The following is a 19,181-nucleotide window of genomic DNA, read 5'->3' on the forward strand; positions in this document are numbered from 1 at the left end:
CCGTCAATCAATTCCGACCCTCAATCGATGTCGACCATGACGTCGGTTGCCTTGATCATGGCATAGGCTGCTTGCCTTTTTCGAGCTTGAGATCGGCAAAGGCCTCGTTGGTGATCGAAGCGTGACGACGGAGCCGGCGACATCACCGCGGACAGGCGAGGTGCTTTGACGATCTCGACGATCGTTCCCTTGAGGATGTTGCGGGCGCTGATCTTCATCGGAGTTCCTTTCCGGGTTTCGGTGCACGTCCAAACCAGAACAATCGATGCCGAACATACGCTTTCGCAGGAGGCGGCCTTCCCTTGTTATATTCATCCAGATATATCGGTCGGCAGGAGTGAGCCAGCAGATTTCAAGCCCAGGGAGAGTTTTCATGTTGGGGCACAAAGGTTTTGGTATGAGGGCAATCGCGATTGGCGGCTTTGCCGTAGCTCTGATGGCCGTGATGCCGGCGGCTCACGCGGGAGACAAGGTGATCGTGTTTGCCGCAGCCAGCCTCAAGGACGGGCTCGACGCCGTCACCAAGGCCTGCGAAGCCGATGTCGGAGAAGCGGCGACCGTCTCCTACGCCGCGAGCTCGGCGCTGGCCAAGCAGATCGAAAGCGGGGCGCCCGCCGATGTGTTCATTTCGGCCGATCTCGACTGGATGAAGTACCTCTCCGACAAGAGACTGACCAAGCCGGAAACCGAGGTGAAACTGCTCGGCAACCAGATCGTGCTGGTGGCGCCACAGGATTCCAAGGTTGAGACCAGGATCGAGAAAGGCTTCGACCTGGCCAAGCTGGTTGGCGACGGCAGGCTTGCCATGGGCGACGTCAAGGCGGTGCCGGCCGGCAAATACGGCAAGGCGGCACTTGAATCGCTCGGCGTCTGGTCGTCGGTCGAAGGCAAGGTGGCGCACGCCGAGAATGTGCGCGCCGCGCTCAAGCTGGTTTCAACGGGCGAGGCCGCGCTCGGCATCGTCTATGCCACCGACGCGCATGCCGACAAGGGAGTCAAGGTGGTCGGCACCTTCCCGGAGGATTCGCACCCGCCGATCATCTATCCGGTTGCCCAGACCACCGATTCGAAGGACAAGGATACCCCGGCTTTCCTGAAGTGCCTGCAGTCCGCCAAGGCGGTGGAGCTGTTTAGGGATCAGGGTTTCACCGTGCTCACGCCGAGCAATTAAGGTAGCGGCTGACGCATGAACTGGCTGCTGGACCTCACTCCCGACGAATGGAATGCGGTCCGGCTGTCGATCAAGGTGGCGACGGTGGCGATGCTGTTCAGCCTGCCGCCGGGCATCTTGATGGCGCTTTTGCTGGCCCGCGGAAAATTCTGGGGCAAGACGCTGCTCAACGGCGTGGTTCACCTGCCGTTGATCCTGCCGCCGGTGGTGACAGGTTATCTCTTGCTGCTTACCTTCGGCCGGCGCGGGCCGGCGGGAGCGTTCCTGGCCGAGCATTTCGGCATCGTCTTCTCGTTTCGCTGGACCGGCGCCGCACTGGCCTGCGGTATCATGGGCTTTCCCCTGATGGTGCGGGCGATCCGGCTGTCGATCGAGGCGGTCGACCGCAAAATGGAGGCAGCGGCGGGAACGCTCGGCGCCAACCCGATTTGGGTCTTCGCCACCATCACGCTGCCGCTGATCCTGCCCGGGCTGATCGCCGGCTCGATCCTATCCTTCGCCAAGGCGATGGGCGAGTTCGGCGCCACCATCACCTTCGTCTCCAACATTCCCAACGAGACGCAGACGCTGCCTTCGGCGATCTACACCTTCACGCAGGTGCCTGGCGGCGATGACGGGGCGCTCAGGCTGACGCTGATCTCCATCGTCATCTCGATGGCCGCATTGGTCGCCTCGGAAGTGCTGGCGCGGCGCGTCGGCCGGCGGATGGACATCGAATGAGCGTGCTGGTGGACATCAGCCATCGGCTCGGCGGTTTCGCCGTCGACGCGCGTTTCGAAAGCGCCGGGCGGCTGACGGCGCTGTTCGGGCCATCGGGCTCCGGCAAGACGACGCTGATCAACGTGATCGCCGGCCTGATCCGACCGGACAAAGGGCGTATCGCGGTCGATGGCCGCGTGCTGGTCGACACCGATGCCGGCATTTTCGTGCCGAAGCACAAGCGCCGGATCGGCATGGTGTTCCAGGACGCGCGGCTGTTTCCGCATATGAGCGTGGCCGGCAATCTGCGCTATGGCCGCTGGTTCACGCCACCGGCGGAGCGCTATGCGGATATCGACGCGGTCGTCGAACTGCTCGGCATCGGTCCTCTGCTCGACCGGCGACCGGCAAAGCTCTCGGGCGGCGAAAAGCAGCGCGTGGCGATCGGCCGGGCGCTGCTTGCCAGCCCGAAACTGCTGTTGATGGACGAGCCGCTGGCCTCGCTCGACGATGCGCGCAAAGCCGAGATCCTGCCCTATATCGAGCGGCTGCGCGACGAGACCAAGCTGCCCATCGTATATGTCAGCCACTCCGTCGCCGAGGTGGCGCGGCTGGCCAGCGACGTGGTGGTGATGGCGCAAGGCAAGGTCGCTGCCTCAGGCCCGACCGGCGCGATCATGCAACGGCTCGAATTGCTGCCGGCGGAGGAACGCGGCGAGGGCGGCGCGGTTCTCGACACCAAGGTGCTGCGCCATGATGAGATCTTCGGGATGACCGTGCTCGGCTCGGCGGCGGGCGAAATCCGGGTGCCGCTTCTGGCGGTCTCGGTCGGCGCGCCTGTGCGCATCCGAATCCGCGCCCGCGACGTGATGATCGCCACCGAACAGCCGAAAGGTCTCAGTGCGCTCAACATCCTGCCGGGCGCCATCGTCGCAATCGGCTCGGGCGAGGGGCCGACGGTCGAAATCGGCATCGACTGCAATGGCGCAACCGTGCTTGCGCGCATTACCGAACAATCCAGGCAGGTACTGAACCTTCAACTCGGCGGCAAGGTGTTCGCGGTGATCAAGACGGTCAGTTTCGACCGTGCCAACACCGGCGCCGGGCTGCCGGCCGAAGCGGATGGCTGATAGCCGCTATATCGTTTTGGAATAGCGCTATGGGTCGAGAGGGGCTAGTGTGACTGTGGAGGACAAGAGATGCCGTCGCTGAGCCTGCGGATAAATCTCGATCCGGACGGGCGCATAGGTCCGGGCAAGATCGAATTGCTGGAGCAGATCGCCACTTTCGGCTCGATCTCGGCTGCGGCACGCGGCATGGAGATGTCCTACAAGCACGCCTGGGATCTGGTGGAAGATATGAACCGTGTGTTCGGCAAGCCACTGGTCGCGGCGCAGACCGGCGGCAAGAAGGGCGGCGGCGCACAGCTGACCTCAGTTGGCCTTGCAGTTGTCAGCCGTTTTCGCGCTATCGAGCGCGCTGCGGCGGCAGCGGCGGCCACGCATATGGACGCCTTGCAGGCCGAGATTGATGCTGGGTGAGGGTTGAAGCTTGCGATCCGTCACACCCCCCTCTGTCCTGCCGGACATCTCCCCCGCAAGGGGGGAGATCAGCTCGCCAGTAGACGGGCGCTAATCTGTTAGGCGATTGGCGAAATCCTCCGTGACGGCCAATCTCCCCACTAGAGGGGGAGATGTCCGGCAGGACAGAGGGGGGCGCGAAGGAACTCGACCTTTGAGCGCGCTATTCCTCGGGCTCTCCTGCTTTACGCAGCAGATAGGTGTCCATGATCCAGCCCTTTCTTTTCCGGGCTTCTTCTCTCGTCCTCTCAATCTCCTCGCCGACATCACCCAGGCGACCGGAAACGATGATCTCGTCCGGTGTGCCGAGATAGGCGCCCCAATGGATGATCAGATCCTTGTCTGCCAGCGTGTTGAAGGCGCATTTGCCGTCGAGCATGACCACGGCGCTGCCGGCATTGTGCGGCATGCCTTGTTCGGCGAGGCGGCGGCCGGTGGTGATCAGCACGGGGTCGCCGATGCGGTTCAGCGCCATCTTGTGGCCGGCGGCTAGCGCCTGGACGGCGGTGATGCCGGGAATGACCTCCAGTTCGAATGCGACATTGCCCCTCAGTCGTACGCGCGCGAGGATGCGCAGCGCGCTGTCATAGAGCGAGGGGTCACCCCAGATCAGGAAGGCGCCGCAGCCGTCCTCGGCAAGGTCGTCGCGGACCAGGCTCTCATAAATCTGGGCGATGGCCTCGTGCCAGTCATCGACGGTCGAGCGATAGGAAGGCGCCGGCTCGGCGCGCACCGGCACGTCGAACTCGACGCGGCGCGATTTCGGATTGCTGACGAAACGGTCGCAGATATGGCGGCGCAATTCGGCAAGGTCGTTCTTCTTCGCCCCCTTGTCGGGGATAAACAGGACGTCCGCCCGGTTTAGGCCTGATATGGCCTGCACGGTCATATGGTCGGGATTGCCGGCGCCGATGCCGATGACGAGAAGCTTGCGCATGACGCGAACTCCTGCCCGATCGAAACCTGTTAGTCCAGACCGCCGATTGGCGTGTCCAGACACTGTGGCGTCCTGCTGGGAGACGGAAGGCTTTGAAACGCCACATTGAAACGGCTAGGGTCGCGGCATTCTTGGCAAGGGGCTTCGATGTTGCAATATGTTCTGTCCGTAGCGCTGGCGCTTTTAGCCGTGCCCGCGCTGGCCAATGATACGACCGCCGAACTCGGCACAGGTGGCCTGATCCTGTCGCGTAGCGACGCGGTGTCGATGCAAAGCGAGGACCTCTATATCTCGCCGGAAAAGATCACGGTCGACTACGTCTTCCACAACAACACCGACAAGGATGTAAATGCCATCGTCGCTTTTCCGCTGCCGGACATCGAAGGCAATCCGGAGGAAATGCCGGCCATCCCGGAAAACCAGAGCGACAATTTCCTTGGCTTCGAGGTGACGATCGACGGAGCGCCGGCAAAGCCGCAGCTCGAGCAGAAAGTGTTCGCTGTCGGCATCGATATCGGCGCCGATCTGAAGGCGCAGAACGTGCCGTTCAATCCGTTCGGCGATGCGGCCAAGGCGGCCCTGGCGAAGCTGCCGAAAACGGTCGCCGAGGATTGGGAAAACCGCGGCATCATCATCGAGGATACGGGCAGCGACGGTACCGAGGCGAAAAAGGTCTATACGCCGTGGTGGCAGTTGCGCTCGACCTATTGGTGGCGCGCGACCTTTCCGGCCAACAAGGATGTCCACGTCTCGCACCGCTACAAACCGAGCGTCGGTGGCACGTCATCGGTCAGTTTCTTCTATGACGGCAAGTTCTCCGAGGGCAGCCAGTATACGACCTACAAGACCCGCTACTGCATGGACGACAGCTTCGAGAATGCGGTGCGGCAGGCCGCCAAGGCCGACGGTTATCCGCATTTTTACGAGAACCGCATAGCCTATATCCTGACCACCGGCGGCAACTGGGCCAATGGCAGCATCGGCAAGTTCAAGCTGACCGTCGACAAGGGCAATCCGAAAGCGCTGATCTCGTTTTACGGCGACAATGTCAAGAAGGTCGGGCCGACGACCTTCGAGACCAAGGCGCAGGATTTCTATCCCGAGCACAACATCGACATATTGCTTTTGGAGCCGTCGGATGACGGCGCCGGGGGAGCCAACTGATGGACGTCGCGATCTATGTCGCCATTGCGCAGAACGGCGTCATCGGGCGCGACGGCGGCTTACCGTGGCGGCTGTCCACCGATCTCAAGCGCTTCAAGGCCGATACGATGGGCAAGCCCGTCATCATGGGCCGCAAGACTTATGAAGGCATCGGCCGGCCGCTGCCGGGCCGATTGAACATCGTGGTGACCCGCGACAAGGCCTGGCGCGCCGAGGGCATAGAGGTGGCGCACTCGCTGGAGGCAGCGATCCAGCTGGCCACGGTGCGCGGGCGTTGCATGGCCGGCGTCGACGAAATCTGCATCATCGGCGGCGGCGAGATCTATGCGCAGGCGCTGCCGCTGGCAGACCGGCTGCACGTCACCCATGTGCTGGCGGCGGTCGATGGCGACGCGCATTTTCCCGACATCGATCCGGATTTGTGGCGCCTTGTCAGCGCTCAGGACGTTCCGGCCGGTGAAAAGGACAGCCATGCGACGCGCTATTCGGTTTACGAGCGACGCCGCGGCGTGCATTGAGACGATAAAAGGGTCGCGAACGTCCAAAACGGACATGCTCGGCAGCGGATCGCGTTGAAAGCGCATCGCTGCGTCCCTATAGAAGAACAACTGGATTTTGCGCCGCAACGTCGGCGCTGAGGGAATCCCAAGCGAAAGGACATTCATGCCCTGGAACGACAAGAGCGGCGGCGGCGGCCCATGGGGCGGCGGCGGCAACAATCAGGGACCCTGGGGGCAGGGACCGAAGGGGCCTAGCGGCCCGCCGGGGTCACCTCCCGATCTCGAAGACATCATCCGCCGCGGCCAGGACCGGCTGCGGCGCGCGCTGCCCGGTGGCGGCGGCGCCAGCCCCGCCGTCTTTGCGCTGATCGCAGCGGCTCTGATCGTGCTGTGGGCGTTCAAGGCGGTCTACACCGTGCAGCCGGACGAGGTTGCGGTCGAGCTGCGCTTCGGCAAGCCGAAGGCGGAGCTGTCGCAGCCGGGTCTGCATTTCCATTGGTGGCCGGTCGAAACCGTCGAGACGGCCAACATCGCCGAACAACTCGTCGATATCGGTGGTGGCGGCGCGACGAGCGGCAACTCGTCGGGGCTGATGCTTACCGGCGACCAGAACATCGTCAACGTCCAGTTTTCGGTGGCCTATCAGGTCTCCGATCCCCGGGCCTATCTGTTCGACGTCTCCGATCCCGAAGGCATGCTGCAGCAGGTCGCAGAGAGCGCCATGCGCGAAGCGGTTGGCCGGCGTCCGGCGCAGGACATCTTCCGCGACGACCGTCAGGGCATCGCCGCGTCGGTGCGTGAAATCATCCAGACGACGCTGGACGGCTACAAGGCCGGCCTGAATGTCAACGCGGTTTCGATCGAGGACGCGGCGCCGCCGCGTGAAGTGGCCGACGCGTTCGACGAAGTGCAGCGCGCCGAGCAGGACGAAGACAAGTTCGTCGAGCAGGCCAACCAGTATTCCAACCAGAAGCTTGGCCAGGCGCGTGGCGCCGCGGCGCAGATCCGCGAGGACGCGGCAGCCTACAAGAACCGTGTCGTCCAGGAAGCCGAAGGTGAGGCGCAGCGCTTCATCTCGGTCTATGACGAATACGCCAAGGCGCCCGATGTTACGCGCCGGCGGCTTTATCTGGAAACGATGGAGAAGGTGCTGAAGGATTCCAACAAGGTGATCGTCGAACAGGGCAATGGGCAAGGGGTCGTTCCCTATCTGCCGCTGCCGGCACTGCAACCGAAGGCGCCGCCGCCTGCGACCACGGGAGGAGCCCAGTGATGGCCAATCGTCTTCCCATCATCGCGGTCATCGCGGCCGTGCTTCTGTTCCTGCTCTACTCCTCGGTCTTCGTGGTCAATGCGCGCCAGCAGGCACTCGTGCTGCGGTTCGGCGAGATTGTCGACGTCAAGAATGAACCCGGCATCTATTTCAAGGCGCCTTTCGCCTTCTTCGACGCCGACAGCGTGCAATTGATCGAAAACAGGGTGCTGCGCTTCGATCTCGACAACATCCGCGTCCAGGTTTCGGGCGGCAAGTTCTACGAGGTCGACGCTTTCATCGCGTACCGCATCTCGGATCCGCGCGTGTTCCGCTCAGCCGTGTCCGGTCAGATCACACTGGCCGAAGCACGACTGAGGACGCGTCTCGATGCGGCGCTGCGCCGTGTCTACGGTCTGCGCGACTTCGAGGCGGCGCTTTCGGAAGAGCGGGCCGTGATGATGCGCGAAGTGCGCGATCAGCTTCGGCCCGACGCCACCTCGCTCGGCCTGCAGATCGAGGATGTGCGCATCCGCCGAACCGATCTGACGGCCGAGGTCTCGCAGCAGACCTTCGACCGCATGAAGGCCGAACGTTTGGCCGAGGCCGAACGGCTGAGGGCACGCGGCAAAGAGGCCGCGCAGCGCATCACCGCCCGCGCCGACCGCGAAGTGGTGGAAATCGTCGCCGAAGCGCGCAAGGAATCGGAAATCCTGCGTGGTGAAGGTGAAGCCCAGCGCAGCGCGACCTTTGCCGACGCCTACAAACGCGATCCGGCGTTCTTCGACTTCTACCGGTCGATGAATGCCTATGGCACGGCGCTGGACAACTCCGGGACGACGATGGTGCTGTCGCCAAACTCGGAGTTCTTCCGCTTCTTCCGCAATCCGGACGGGACGGACGCGAAGCCGGCGGCGCCTGCGGCTCCGGCGACGGCACCTGCCGCGCCGGCGACGGCACCTGCCGCGCCGGCTGCACAACCTGCACCCGCCCAGTAGGGCGGTGCAGGATTTCCTTGCGGCCATAGGCCTGGTCCTCGTCGTAGAGGGTCTGGTCTATGGCGGCTTTCCCGGCCTTGCCAAACGTCTTGCCGGCGAAGTGCTGTCGACGCCGGAAATTGCGCTGCGCATCGTCGGGCTGGTGGCGATCGCCATCGGCGTCGGCATCGTCTGGTTGGTGCGTGGCTGAGGACCGCTGATCTGCAATTCCAGGAAAGTGTGAGCGGTTTTCCGTCCGGAATTGCGTAAAAGCAAAGGGATCGAACGGTTCGCCGTTTCCGCGAAACGGCGAACCGTTCTAAGGTGTAACGGAGGATTTATCCTCCTGATGTGGCCATAGCCGCAAACGTGCCGTATTTCTTGCCAACATGACGCGACGCGGCGTTTTGCCGAAGCGCTTTTCTTTTCTGCAATCCGGGAGGCTTTCGATGACATCCAACACCCTTCTGCGCGCGGCGCGGCGGACGTTCATCGCAGGTGCTGCGGCACTTCTGGTCGGCGCGCTTGCCGTTCCAGCTTTCGTGACGCCGACGATGGCCGCGGACGGACCGGCTTCGGTTGCCGACCTCGCCGAAGGCCTGCTCGGTGCGGTGGTCAACATCTCGACCTCGCAGACCGTGAAGGGCACGGAAGGTCCGGGCGCGGTGCCGATGCCGCAGCTGCCCGAGGGTTCGCCGTTCCAGGATTTCTTCGACGACTTCTTCAAGAACCGTGGCGGCGACAAGGATGGCGGCGCGCAAAAGGTACAGTCGCTGGGCTCCGGCTTCGTGGTCGACGCCGAGCAAGGCATTGTCGTCACCAACAACCACGTCATCGCCGATGCAGACGACATCGAGGTGAATTTCTCCGACGGCGTGACGCTGAAGGCGACGCTGGTCGGCACCGACACCAAGACCGACGTGGCGGTGCTCAAGGTCGACCCGAAGGGCCACAAGCTGACGGCGGTGAAATTCGGCGATTCCAACAAGATGCGCGTCGGCGACTGGGTGATGGCGATCGGCAATCCGTTCGGCCTTGGCGGCACGGTGACGGTCGGCATCGTCTCGGCCCGCAACCGCGACATCAATTCCGGCCCCTACGACGACTTCATCCAGACCGACGCCGCCATCAACCGCGGCAATTCCGGCGGGCCGCTGTTCAACAGCCTGGGCGAGGTCATCGGTATCAACACGGCGATCATCTCGCCGTCGGGCGGCTCGATCGGCATCGGTTTCTCCATCCCCTCGCAGCTTGCCTCGGGCGTCGTCGACCAGCTGCGCCAGTTCGGCGAGACCCGTCGCGGCTGGCTCGGCGTGCGCATCCAGCCGGTGACCGACGACATCGCCGAGAGCCTCGGCATGGCGACCGCCAAGGGCGCGCTGGTGGCCGGCGTCATCAAGGGCGGACCGGTCGACAACGGCACAATTCTCGCCGGCGACGTCATCATCAAGTTCGATGGCAAGGACATCCATGAAATGCGCGACCTGCCGCGCGTCGTGGCGGAAAGCCCGGTCGGCAAGGCGGTCGACGTGATCATCGTGCGCAAGGGCGTCGAGCAGACGGTGAAGGTGACGCTCGGCCGGCTTGAGGACGGCGAGAAGGTCGCTGCCGGTGAGGACGGCACTACCGATGAGGACAAGGGCGGCGACAAGGCGCCCGCGGTCTCCACGGCCTCGGTGCTCGGCATGACCGTCGGCGAGCTCAATGACGACACACGGAAAAAATTCGGCATCGCGGCCGACGTCTCCGGCGTCGTCATCACCGACGTCACCAAGGATTCGGCCGCCGCCGAGCGCGGCATCCAGGCCGGCGAGGTGATCACCGAAATCGCCCAGGAATCGGTCGCGACCCCGAAGGACGTGATGGACCGGATCGGCGCGCTGAAGGAGCAGGGCCGCAAGAATGCGCTCTTGATGCTGGCGTCCAAGACAGGCGAGTTGCGCTTCGTGACGATCCGGATGGATTGAGTCCGGTCAGGCCTGCAACGATCTGATTTCGAAATGAAAAGGGCGGCTAGTTAGCCGCCCTTTTTCTTGCCTGCCAGTCCTTGCGCGACAGGGTGTAGAGGACATGCCGCTTGAGGTGCGGGTGGCTGTCAGGGATGGATGGGTGGTCGAAATCGCGAGCCGGGTCAGGGCTCATGCCAAGACGCTCCATGACGGCCGTCGAGCGGCGGTTGGCCGCGACGGCGAAGGAGACGATCTCGTCCCGGTCAAGCGTCTCGAAGCCAAAGGCGAGCCAGGCTTCGGAGGCCTCCGTGACATAGCCCTTTCGCCAGAATTCCGGCGCCAACCGCCAGCCGATCTCGATCGTATCGGAGGGCAGGGACGGCACGTGATCGGTCTTTAAGAGGCCGACGAAGCCGATGCATTCCCCAGTCGCGGCGATCTCGGCGGCGGCAAAACCAAAGCCGTCCTCGGCGATCCAGCCCCGAAACTCGTCCATCTTGGCATCCGTCTCGGCGCGGTCGCGGCGGAACGGAAAAAATTCCATCACCCGCTCGTCGGAGTTGATGCGATGGAATAGTTCGCGGTCGCGCTCTTCCCAGTTGCGCAGGATGAGGCGCTCGGTGCGCATCGGTTTCATTGGGCGAACTCTTCCTGGCGGTAGCCCTGGAGATAAAGCAGTGCGGTGAGATCGCCATGGTCGATGCGGACCTTGGCTTCGGCAGCAACGGCCGGCTTCGCGTGGAGCGCGACACCGGTGCCGGCCAGGCGGATCATGTCGAGGTCGTTGGCGCCGTCGCCGACCGCAATCGCATCGAATGGCGTCAGGCCCAGGCGGGCCGAGATATCGTTCAGCGCATCGGCCTTGGCGGCGCGGCCGAGGATCGGCTCGGCGACCAGGCCGGCAAAGCGCCCGTTCTCCTCGATCAGTCGGTTGGCACGGTTTTCCTCGAAGCCGAGCATGGCGGCGACACGGCTGGTGAAGACGTCGAAGCCGCCGGAGACAAGCGCCGTCCAGGCGCCATTGGCGCGCATCGTCTGCACCAGAGCGCGGCCGCCCGACGCCAGCGTCAGGCGGTTCGCGATGATGCGGTCGACGACGGCCGTATCGAGGCCTTTCAGCAGCGCCACGCGTTCACGCAGCGCCGGCTCGAAAGCGATCTCGCCGTTCATCGAGCGTGCGGTGATGGCGGCGACGCGGTCCTTGACGCCGATCTCGTCGGCGAGTTCGTCGATGCATTCCTGGTCGATCATGGTTGAATCCATATCGGCAAGCAGGATTGTCTTGCGGCGGCTTTCGGCCTGCTGAACGATCACGTCGACCGGCTCGGAGCCAAGTGCCAAGCGCAAGGCGGCACTTGCCTCAGCGGCTTCCGCACCCTCGGGCAGCACCAGGTCGCAGGCGACGCCTTCGCCCAGCCAGCGAACAGCGCTTGCGCCGACCGACCGTGAGGCCATATTCGCAAGCGAGGCCGACATCGCGCGGCGGACGGAGTGGGACACAAGCGTGGCAATGAGCGGCATCGAGGCTTCCAAGCAGCTAGGCGAGGGCGGGCAGGCGGGCGAGGGCCGCGTGAAGGACGCGATCCTGATAGCCGGGCCGACCGCCAGCGGCAAGTCGGCGCTGGCGCTCGATCTCGCCGAGCGCAAGGGCGGCGTCATCGTCAACACCGATTCCATGCAGGGCTATTCGGTGCTCGACGTGCTGACGGCGCGGCCGAGCGCTGCCGACCTCGCCCGCGCGCCGCACTATCTCTATGGCCACGTGCATCCCTCCACCGCCTATTCCACCGGCGCCTGGCTGCGCGACGTGATGAAGCTGATCGATGACGGCACGCTCGCCCGACAGCCCGATGACGCCGGCTTTGAACGTCCGGTGATTTTCGTCGGCGGCACCGGGCTCTATTTTCGCGCACTTGCCGAGGGCATTTCGGAAATGCCCGACATTCCGCAGCAGGTACGCGACCGCTGGCGCTACGGGTTAAAGGAGCAAGGCGCAGCCAAGCTGCACCGCATCCTGATGCATGAGGATTCGGCAGTCGCCATGCAGCTGAAGCCGACCGACGGCCAGCGCATCGTGCGGGCGCTGGAGGTGCTCGACGCATCCGGCCGCTCCATCCTAGAATGGCAGGCAGCGCGCGGCCGGCCGCTGATCGACCGCGACAGCGCTCGGTTCTTCGTTATCGAGCCGGACCGCGCCGCCCTTGTCGAGCGGATCGAAACAAGGTTCGACCGCATGCTCGATCTCGGCGCGCTCGATGAGGTCAAACGGCTTGCGGCGCTTGGCCTCGATCCCGACCTGCCGGCGATGAAGGCGATCGGCGTTCGCGAACTTTCGGCCGCCATGGCGGGTGACATCAGCTTTCCTCAGGCCATCGAGCGCTGCAAGGCAGCGACGCGGCAATATGCCAAACGGCAAACGACGTGGTTTCGCCATCAGCTGGGACCGGAATGGCTGAGATTGCAGCCCGGCGGCCGCCTGCAAACCACGATTTGATTTTCGTGCTGCCAATACAATTAAAGAAACAGAAGTAGGAATGAACATTCCCGCTCCGGTTGTCTGGATTAACCGTCCGTAAGGCGCCGGCATGCCATAGATCCGGCGGGTACTTTTGCAACGGGAAGCAGATGCGTTTCCACAAGGCGGAATCCGCATTTTTCGTCTTTATTTTCGTGATCCTGGCCGCAGGCCTGGTGACGCTTTATGCCTATGATCAATCGCAGTTCATCGCGGTCGGTCACGATACGACTTCCCGGGTCGAGAGGATCGCCTATCTCAACACGCTGCTGTTTGTCACCGGGGTGCTGCTGGCGACAGCGCTGTTCTTCGGCGTGTTCTTCATCTACCCGCTGATCCGTAGGCAGGCCACGGAAGAGGGCAAGCTGCGCGCCATGACGGTTTCGCTCAGCGCCCGCTCGGAAACGCTGCAGCATGCGGCATTGACCGACGGCCTTACCGGCATGCAGAACCGGCGCTACTTCGATGATGCGCTGAAGGAATATCTCGAGGAATTCCGCCGCATCGAAAAGCCCGTCGGGCTCATGATCCTCGACCTCGATCATTTCAAGCAGGTCAACGACACGCATGGCCACGATGTCGGCGACGAGGTGCTTAGGGCAGTCGCCAATTGCCTCAAAGGCATGACGCGCTACCACGATGTGGTGGCGCGGCTTGGGGGCGAGGAGTTCGCCGTCGTTACGCCCAACATGGATGCGGAGCTGTTGGGCAAGTTCGCCGAACGCATCCGCAAGGCGATTGCCAACATGTCGGTGCTGTCGGGCAATGTCCGCCTCAAGATCACCACCAGCGTCGGACTCGCCGTCTGGGATCGGAAGGAAACCGCCGAGGAATTCTACCGCCGCGCCGACCGCCAGCTCTACGAGGCGAAGAGGCAAGGCCGCAACCGCGTCTGCGCCTAAAATCCCGAAGAAGAATTCATGAGGCCGGTTGCCTGACGTGGCTTTCTCGACTTCCGGTGCTCACGGACTAAATGTCCGCTCCGCTCCGGCTTCTCGAAAGCCACGCCATTCAATCCGGCCTGATGAATTCCCTTTCGGGATTTGCCCAAGCGGCCAACGAAGCCGAGCCCTGGCGCTCCGGCGGCTTCTCAATTGGCCGGCAAAAAAGTCGCTACGCTGAAGGTCAATCGTTCTGCGGGCGCATGCCGAAGGTTGTGGGCTTGAGGCCGTAGCGCAGGTCGAAATCGTCGTCGGGCTGGACGCGCTGGGCGGTGGCCGGCTTGCGGTAATCGGGATCGCCGGCCTGGCGGCCGGAGTCCACGACCTCGGCGAAGGCCATCTGCTGCTGCGGTTTCGGGACGTTGCGCAGCCGCTCGACGATGGCGGCGAGATCGACGTCGTTGCCGTCCTGCGAGAACTCGTCCTGCTCTCGCTTGGCGGTGCCGGGGATCAGGTTCTCCGCCAGTTTCTCGAACTTCAGCCGCATGGTCGTCGCCACGCCTTCACCGAAGGCGATGGCTTCGCGCTGGCCCATGGAGGACAGGAAGGCCAGCGTCGAGGCGGAGGAATCGGCGATCGCCGAGCGGATGATCGCCTGGTCCTGCTCATTGGCCAGCCGCATGGCGAAGAAGGTCGAGCATTGCGACAGGATGGTCGGATCGAGTTCACCCGGGCGCTGGGTGACGACGCCGAGATAGCAGCCATATTTGCGGCCTTCCTTGGCGATGCGCGACAGTGCATGCCTTGTCGGGGCGAAGCCTAGGCGCGGATCGGCCGGCATATAGCGGTGCGCTTCCTCGCACAGCAACAGCAGCTTCAGCCGGCCCTCGCTCCACAGCGCAAGGTCGAAGGCCAGGCGCGCCAGCACCGAACAGACGGAGTTGACCACTTCGGACGGCATGCCGGCCATCTCGAAACAGGTCACCGGGCGGCCATGATGCGGCACACGGAAAATATTGCCGATCGTCTCGTGGATCGTGTCCTCGATCAGCCGCGAATTGAACATGAAGCGATAGCGCGGGTCGGACGCGGCGGACTCGATGCGCGTCTTCAGCGATTTCAGCGTCGGGCGGTCGTTCTTGCTTTCCAAGAGGCCCATGCGCTCGTCGATCTGCTTGATGAGATCGACCATGCGGTAGGGCACCGGCGTGTCGGCGGTCAGCGCATCGCTGCCGCGGCGCACGTAAGAGCCTGAATTGGGATTGCGATAGAGGTTCTTGGCGGCGGGGATCAGGTCGCGCAGGACATCGACTTCTTCCGGCACGACCTCTCGGCCGCGAAACAGCACTTCGGCGAATTCTTCGAGCCTGAACATCCAGAACGGCAGATCAAGCGTCTTGGAATCGACCCGGACGCAGAACTCAGGCAGGGATGCCGCGAATTCATTGTGCGGATCGAGAATGAGGATTCGCAGATCGGGCCGGGCGGCGATCGATTTGCGCAGCAGCAGCGAGATGGCGGTGGATTTGCCGACGCCGGTTGTGCCGACAACGGCAAAATGGCGCGCCAGCGTGTCGTCGATGGCGATGTTGGCGTCGATCGACTCATCCTGCGACAGCGTACCGATGGTGATCGAATGACGCCCGGCGAGATCGTAGACCGCCTGCAGATCACGGGTACGGATGCGGTGCGCTATGGCGCCGATATGAGGATAGGTGGTGATGCCGCGGTCGAACACCGGTTTGGCCCCCGGTTCGGCGCCGTCGCGCACTTCGCCGATCAGCTCGACGCTGACTTCGATGGGATTTTGTCCCTCATTGCTCCAGGCGCGATCCGACTTGCCGATTTCGTAGACCAGACCAACGGTGCGCGATGTCCCGAGATTGATGGAGATCATCTTGCCGACGGTCCACAGGCCGGTGACCGCGCCTTCGATGTCGTCGGCATAGGCGCTGATGGTGGCGCGCGCACCGTCGCACTGCACGACGTTGCCGAGAATGCGCTTGTCGCTCTGCTCTGCGCGGCGGCGCTCCTGCGAGGTCGGTTCGCCGACGGAGGCTTCGCGCTCGACAAACATACGATCCGATCCCCATTCTCGTGGAGCGTCGATCCTACACAGACGGGGTTAAGGTGGCGTGATGCGGGATGGTGTAGCAGGGGTTAACCGGTCAGCGAAAATTCAACCAGCCGGCCTCTTTTCCGAATCTAAATATTCGATATATTGGACGAATGACTGATATAGCGAATGACATGTCGGCTACGATAGGCAGACGAATCCACGCCGAAAGAGCCTTGCGGGACTGGTCGTTGGCCGACCTGGCGAATCGCTCCGGCGTCTCCAAAGCCATGCTCAGCACTATCGAGCGCGGCATGACCAGCCCGACGGCCGCGCTGCTGGTGCGCATCGCCGCTGCTTTCGGCATGACGCTGTCGACGCTGATTGCACGCGCCGAGCAGCAAGGTGGCGGCCTGCTGCGCGAGAGTGAGCAGCCGGTTTGGCGCGACCCCGGTACGGGCTATGTCCGCCGGCATCTGTCGCCGGTTTCCGACACGCCGCTCGAATTGATCCGGGTGCAACTGCCGGCTGGCGCCAGTGTGAGTTTCCCGGCGGCGTCCTATGCCTTCATCAAGCAGCAGATGTGGCTGATCTCCGGGCGACTTGAGTTCACCGAGGGTGATATGGTGCATAGTCTCGAGCCCGGCGACTGCCTGGCGCTCGGCGCGCCGTCGGACTGCACGTTCCATGCCGTCGGACCGCAGCCGGCCGACTATCTGGTTGCGCTGGTCAGGGGCTGAAATCGTGGCAAGACGTCCCAAGCGCTCCGACAATGGCGGACCGCCGCTCGATGATTACAAGGGTCCGCCATGGGGCAGGGGCGATCCCTACATCTTCCTGGCCTGGCAGGCAGCGCATGCCAAGGCGTGGAAGGCGCCAAGCCGTGACGTGATGCTGATGCGCATGGAAAAGGCCGAGCGGCTTGGCCTGACCTATGAGGAATACACGCTCGAAATCCTCGAACGCGGGCTGCATCTGCAGCCGAAAGACACCGATCGCATCGCCGCGATCAAGGCGAGACGAAAGCGGCGCCGCGTCGCGCGTCTGGATTAGCAAGGGAAAGTGCAGGTGAGTCCCATCGAAATCAGGTCGCTGACTGCGGAAACACGCGACATGCTGGCCGACCTCCTGATCGAGACGGTCGCGGCCGGCGGCTCCGTCAGCTTCATGCATCCCTTATCCAGGCAAGCGGCGGAAACCTTCTGGAGCAACTCGTTGATGGCAGCAGAGAGAGGTGAAAGAGCGGTGCTGGGTGCTTGGTATGGCGACGCGTTGATCGGCACCGTCACCTTGCTGCTCGACTTTCCGGTCAATCAGCCGCACCGGGCCGAGATCGCCAAGCTCATGACCCGCGTCGAACACCGCGGCAAGGGCATAGCGAGCCGGCTGATGCGGGCGGCCGAAACGCTCGCCGTCGAGAAAGGCCGCACGCTTCTGGTGCTGGACACCGCTACCGAGGAGGGCGCTTCCGGCCTTTACGAAAAACTCGGCTTCACGCTCACTGGCGAAATACCGGACTTTGCCCTGAAACCGCATGGCGGGCTGACCGGCACGCTCATCTACTGGAAGCGCATCGGCGGCGCTGCCTAAGCCTTGTGGTGAACCTCTTGCAGCGCGTAGACCGGCGTCGCGATGCCTTCCATGCGCGCCTTCAGCTGCAGCGCCAGGAACTGGGAGTAATGGCGCGACTGGTGCAAATTGCCGCCATGGAACCACAGCGCCTCCTGCTGCGTCGGCTTCCACATGTTGCGCAGCTCGCCTTCCCAGGGGCCTGGGTCCTTCGTGGTGTTGGAGCCGAGGCCCCAGCATTTGCCGACCTTGTCTGCGACCTCCCGTGAGATCAAATCGGCCGCCCAGCCATTCATCGAACCGTAGCCGGTGGCGTAGACGATGAGATCGGCCGGCAGTTCCGATCCATCGCTGAGCAGGACCGAATGCTCCTTGATCTCCTTCACGTCGACACCGCTTTTCAGCTTGATCGACCCGTCGATGATCAGGTCGGAGGCGCCGACATCGATGTAATAGCCCGAGCCGCGTCGCAGATATTTCATGAACAGGCCGGAGCCGTCGTCGCCCCAGTCGAGCATGAAGCCGGCCTTCTCCAGGCCTTTGTAGAAGTTGGCGTCGCGCTTCTTCATCTCGGCATAGGCCGGAATCTGGAATTCGTGCAGGATCTTGTAGGGCAGGGAGGCGAAGACGAGGTCGGCCTTGGCTGTGGTCATGCCGCTCGCAACCGCCTTTTCCGAATAGAGCGAGCCCAGGCCGATCTCCATCAGCGTGTCCGACTTGACGATGTGCGTGGTCGAGCGCTGCACCATGGTGACGTCGGCGCCGGCCTCCCAAAGGGCTGCTGCAATGTCGTGGGCGGAGTTGTTCGAGCCGATGACGACAGCTTGTCTGCCGACATAGGCATCGGGTCCCGGATGCTTCGAGGAGTGATGCTGGTCGCCCTTGAATGTGTCCATGCCCTTGAAGTTCGGCATGTTGGCCTTGCCGGATTGCCCCGTGGCCAGCACCAATTGTTTCGGCTTCAGCGTGATGTCCTTGCCGTCGCGGCGCACCACCACCGTCCATTCCTTCTTGCTGTCGTCATAGACAGCGCTCATGGCCTCGGTCGACGACCAGTAGTTCAGCTCCATTACCTTGGCGTACATTTCCAGCCAGTCGCCGATCTTGTCCTTGGGCGCGAAGACCGGCCAGTTCCTGGGAAAGTCGATATAGGGCAGATGGTCGTACCAGACCGGATCGTGCAGGCAGAGCGATTTGTAGCGCTTGCGCCAGCTGTCGCCGGCCCGTTCGTTCTTCTCGACGATGATGGTCGGCACGCCGAGCTGCCGCAGCCGCGCGCCGAGCGCGATGCCGCCCTGGCCGCCGCCAATGATGAGCGTATAGGGCTGCGTCTTGAAGCCGAGCTCGGCGGCCTCCTTCTCGCGCTCCTCCTTCCAGGTCGGGCGGTTCTTGCCATGGCCGTGCTTGGCGCCGAGCGGGCGGTCGAAACCGGCCGGCTCCTCATGGCCCTTCAGCTCGACCATGGTGGTGAGCAACGTCCAGATCTTGCCGTCCTTCAGCCGGATGTGGCCGAAGCCGCGCGCCACAGACGTTTCGAAACTGATCCAGCCGTCGAGCAGGCCATCGTTTTCCGTGGCGTCCTCGCCCCTGGCGATCGCCCAGTTCGATGGGTTGGTTTTGGCCAGCTGGCTCACCAGCATGTCGCGCACCTGGTCACGGCCTTCCATGGTCTTGATGTTCCAGGTGAAGCTGACGAGATCGCGCCAAAAACAATCCTCCTGAAAGCAGGCGACCGCCTTGTCGATGTCACCGGCGGCGAGTGCCGCGCCGAAGCGATCGAGCAGGTCGGAAAGCTTCTTGTTGGGGGCCTTGTCGAGCATTGAATTTCCTCCGCGATTTTTCTTGGCCGCCTGTAGCGAGCGGAACCCTGCCGAAGCTTGACGTCCGGCCTGGCGCAGTATCGCGACAAATTATGCGCCGCGTCACGTCGT

The 19,181-nt window shown here is 63.3% G+C and carries 20 protein-coding genes and 1 pseudogene; 15 read left to right on the plus strand and 6 right to left on the minus strand.

What is annotated here, in order from left to right; all coding sequences use genetic code 11:
• Positions 1-20 precede the first annotated feature (20 nt).
• A pseudogene (locus NKJ80_RS29100) lies at positions 21-218 on the minus strand (TOBE domain-containing protein).
• A 158-nt stretch (positions 219-376) separates the two neighbouring features.
• On the opposite strand from NKJ80_RS29100, the gene modA reads away from it, so the two are divergent.
• The 4 genes from modA to NKJ80_RS29120 all read left to right on the plus strand — a co-directional run bounded on the left by modA (position 377) and on the right by NKJ80_RS29120 (position 3,411).
• A complete protein-coding gene (gene modA / locus NKJ80_RS29105; protein ID WP_352498830.1) occupies positions 377-1,171 on the plus strand; it encodes a molybdate ABC transporter substrate-binding protein in 795 nt (264 codons plus the stop codon).
• 15 nt (positions 1,172-1,186) lie between these two features.
• Positions 1,187-1,891 (plus strand): molybdate ABC transporter permease subunit, encoded by a 705-nt coding sequence (gene modB / locus NKJ80_RS29110; protein ID WP_023667413.1) that lies wholly within the window; start codon positions 1,187-1,189, stop codon positions 1,889-1,891.
• A complete protein-coding gene (modC, locus tag NKJ80_RS29115) occupies positions 1,888-3,000 on the plus strand; it encodes a molybdenum ABC transporter ATP-binding protein (RefSeq protein ID WP_352498820.1) in 1,113 nt (370 codons plus the stop codon). Before modB ends, modC begins: the two co-directional genes overlap by 4 nt.
• A 69-nt stretch (positions 3,001-3,069) precedes the next feature.
• Positions 3,070-3,411, plus strand: a complete 342-nt coding sequence (locus tag NKJ80_RS29120; RefSeq protein WP_023667411.1) for a winged helix-turn-helix domain-containing protein — start codon at positions 3,070-3,072, stop codon at positions 3,409-3,411.
• A gap of 202 nt (positions 3,412-3,613) precedes the next feature.
• On the opposite strand, the gene cobF is transcribed toward NKJ80_RS29120, so the two are convergent.
• Positions 3,614-4,387 (minus strand): precorrin-6A synthase (deacetylating), encoded by a 774-nt coding sequence (gene cobF / locus NKJ80_RS29125; protein ID WP_023682093.1) that lies wholly within the window; start codon positions 4,385-4,387, stop codon positions 3,614-3,616.
• Between the two features lie 147 nt (positions 4,388-4,534).
• Here cobF and NKJ80_RS29130 point away from each other — a divergent pair, with 147 nt between their 5' ends.
• From NKJ80_RS29130 to NKJ80_RS29155, 6 genes are all read left to right on the plus strand, one after another.
• Positions 4,535-5,551: a DUF4424 domain-containing protein gene (locus tag NKJ80_RS29130; protein WP_352498821.1), complete on the plus strand. Its 1,017-nt coding sequence runs from the start codon at positions 4,535-4,537 to the stop codon at positions 5,549-5,551.
• Complete coding sequence (locus NKJ80_RS29135; RefSeq protein WP_023667408.1) at positions 5,551-6,069, plus strand: dihydrofolate reductase; 519 nt, start codon at positions 5,551-5,553, stop codon at positions 6,067-6,069. The genes NKJ80_RS29130 and NKJ80_RS29135 overlap by 1 nt, the downstream gene beginning before the upstream one ends.
• A gap of 145 nt (positions 6,070-6,214) precedes the next feature.
• On the plus strand, positions 6,215-7,324 hold the full coding sequence (gene hflK, locus NKJ80_RS29140; RefSeq protein WP_023682090.1) for an FtsH protease activity modulator HflK: 1,110 nt from the start codon (positions 6,215-6,217) through the stop codon (positions 7,322-7,324).
• Positions 7,324-8,301, plus strand: a complete 978-nt coding sequence (gene hflC, locus NKJ80_RS29145) for a protease modulator HflC (RefSeq protein ID WP_023682089.1) — start codon at positions 7,324-7,326, stop codon at positions 8,299-8,301. Before hflK ends, hflC begins: the two co-directional genes overlap by 1 nt.
• 4 nt (positions 8,302-8,305) lie before the next feature.
• Positions 8,306-8,491, plus strand: a complete 186-nt coding sequence (locus NKJ80_RS29150; protein ID WP_023668333.1) for a DUF2065 domain-containing protein — start codon at positions 8,306-8,308, stop codon at positions 8,489-8,491.
• Positions 8,492-8,729: 238 nt separating this feature from the next.
• Positions 8,730-10,247 carry a DegQ family serine endoprotease gene (locus tag NKJ80_RS29155; RefSeq protein WP_023668334.1) on the plus strand — a complete coding sequence of 506 codons (1,518 nt, stop codon included), beginning with the start codon at positions 8,730-8,732 and terminating at the stop codon, positions 10,245-10,247.
• Positions 10,248-10,293: 46 nt separating this feature from the next.
• On the opposite strand, the gene NKJ80_RS29160 is transcribed toward NKJ80_RS29155, so the two are convergent.
• On the minus strand, positions 10,294-10,866 hold the full coding sequence (locus NKJ80_RS29160) for a GNAT family N-acetyltransferase (RefSeq protein WP_023699045.1): 573 nt from the start codon (positions 10,864-10,866) through the stop codon (positions 10,294-10,296).
• Entirely contained in the window at positions 10,863-11,750 is an 888-nt protein-coding gene (gene serB, locus NKJ80_RS29165) for a phosphoserine phosphatase SerB (RefSeq protein ID WP_352498822.1), read from the minus strand. The genes NKJ80_RS29160 and serB overlap by 4 nt, the downstream gene beginning before the upstream one ends.
• On the opposite strand from serB, the gene miaA reads away from it, so the two are divergent.
• Both miaA and NKJ80_RS29175 read left to right on the plus strand, forming a co-directional pair.
• On the plus strand, positions 11,740-12,723 hold the full coding sequence (gene miaA, locus NKJ80_RS29170; RefSeq protein ID WP_352498823.1) for a tRNA (adenosine(37)-N6)-dimethylallyltransferase MiaA: 984 nt from the start codon (positions 11,740-11,742) through the stop codon (positions 12,721-12,723). The genes serB and miaA overlap by 11 nt on opposite strands.
• Positions 12,724-12,854: 131 nt before the next feature.
• Entirely contained in the window at positions 12,855-13,646 is a 792-nt protein-coding gene (locus NKJ80_RS29175) for a GGDEF domain-containing protein (RefSeq protein WP_352498824.1), read from the plus strand.
• 223 nt (positions 13,647-13,869) lie between these two features.
• Here the strand turns inward: NKJ80_RS29175 and NKJ80_RS29180 are convergent, their stop codons facing one another.
• On the minus strand, positions 13,870-15,702 hold the full coding sequence (locus tag NKJ80_RS29180) for an ATP-binding protein (RefSeq protein ID WP_023668338.1): 1,833 nt from the start codon (positions 15,700-15,702) through the stop codon (positions 13,870-13,872).
• A 152-nt stretch (positions 15,703-15,854) separates the two neighbouring features.
• Between NKJ80_RS29180 and NKJ80_RS29185 the strand changes: the two genes are divergently transcribed.
• Genes NKJ80_RS29185 through NKJ80_RS29195 form a run of 3 tightly spaced genes read left to right on the plus strand, consistent with a single transcriptional unit; the run spans position 15,855 to position 17,271 of the window.
• On the plus strand, positions 15,855-16,421 hold the full coding sequence (locus tag NKJ80_RS29185) for a helix-turn-helix domain-containing protein (protein WP_023668339.1): 567 nt from the start codon (positions 15,855-15,857) through the stop codon (positions 16,419-16,421).
• A gap of 4 nt (positions 16,422-16,425) precedes the next feature.
• On the plus strand, positions 16,426-16,734 hold the full coding sequence (locus NKJ80_RS29190; protein ID WP_023668340.1) for a hypothetical protein: 309 nt from the start codon (positions 16,426-16,428) through the stop codon (positions 16,732-16,734).
• A 15-nt stretch (positions 16,735-16,749) separates the two neighbouring features.
• Positions 16,750-17,271: a GNAT family N-acetyltransferase gene (locus NKJ80_RS29195; protein ID WP_023668341.1), complete on the plus strand. Its 522-nt coding sequence runs from the start codon at positions 16,750-16,752 to the stop codon at positions 17,269-17,271.
• Here NKJ80_RS29195 and NKJ80_RS29200 read toward each other — a convergent pair.
• Entirely contained in the window at positions 17,268-19,070 is a 1,803-nt protein-coding gene (locus NKJ80_RS29200) for an NAD(P)/FAD-dependent oxidoreductase (RefSeq protein ID WP_023668342.1), read from the minus strand. The genes NKJ80_RS29195 and NKJ80_RS29200 overlap by 4 nt on opposite strands.
• Positions 19,071-19,181: the final 111 nt, after the last annotated feature.

Source organism: Mesorhizobium sp. M0030 (genome assembly GCF_040323695.1).
In the GTDB taxonomy this organism is placed as follows: domain Bacteria; phylum Pseudomonadota; class Alphaproteobacteria; order Rhizobiales; family Rhizobiaceae; genus Mesorhizobium.